We start from the raw sequence: 1,149 nt of genomic DNA, 5'->3' as shown, positions 1-1,149 counted from the left end.
TAGGGCTTAGAGGAATACCACGACGATATTCAGACTACCCTGACTTTCTTACAAAATGAAACATTGTTTCTTCCATTGGAAGAATTATCTCCATAGTAAGTGTAATAATATTTATTTTTATCTTATGAGAAGCAATAATAAGAAAACGTATAATTGTGAGTACCCATTACGTTAACACAGCTATTGAATGACAACTAAACTTACCCCCTGCTGAACATACTTTCAACCAAATCAATATTTTAATTAAATAGTTAATGATAACCTGATCTACTATTATATTCCCAAATGCAAATTCCCCCATTATAGAACAAATAATCTTTTTCCATGACCACTCAATAATTATTTTAGTATTAATTACTATTTTAATTACCTATATAATAATTAATATTACATGCAACAAATTCACAAATCGGTATCTACTTGAAGGACAAGACATCGAAACTATTTGAACCATTTTACCTGCAATCATACTAATCTTTATTGCTCTTCCTAGTCTTCGGCTTCTATACCTTATAGAAGAATCGTTTGAGCCCTCAATAACAATTAAAGCAATTGGACATCAATGGTATTGATCATACGAATATGCAGACTTTGACTTAAATTTTGACTCTTTTATAATTCCTCTAAGAGAAATAGATCTAAACTACTTTCGTCTTTTAGACGTTGACAATCGACTTGTTATCCCCTTCAATGTAAATACCCGAATACTTATTACATCTGCAGATGTAATTCATGCTTGAACAGTACCCTCTTTAGGAGTAAAGGTAGATGCAGTCCCAGGTCGACTAAACCAGATCTCCACTATTGCCAATCGACCTGGCTTATTTTACGGGCAATGCTCTGAAATTTGTGGAGCTAACCATAGCTTTATACCCATTGCCTTAGAAGTAACTTCAGTTAATAACTTCATCAACTGAGTTAAAAACATAGCTTCATTGAATGGCTGAAATGAAAGCAATGGTCTCTTAAACCATTTTATAGTAATCGTATACTTTCAATGAAGAGAAATTAGTTAAAAAATAACATAGAAATGTCATTTCTAAATTACTAAATAAGTATTTTTCAATGCCTCAAATAGCACCAATAAATTGACTTTTTATTTCGCCTTTTTCCATATTTATTTGTCTCCTCACATTAACTATTATTTAT

Source organism: Herbaspirillum sp. ST 5-3 (genome assembly GCF_004804275.1).
Lineage (GTDB): Bacteria > Pseudomonadota > Gammaproteobacteria > Burkholderiales > Burkholderiaceae_D > Noviherbaspirillum.
The sequence above is the reverse complement of the archived record's forward strand: the minus strand, read 5'-3'. Positions refer to the sequence as shown.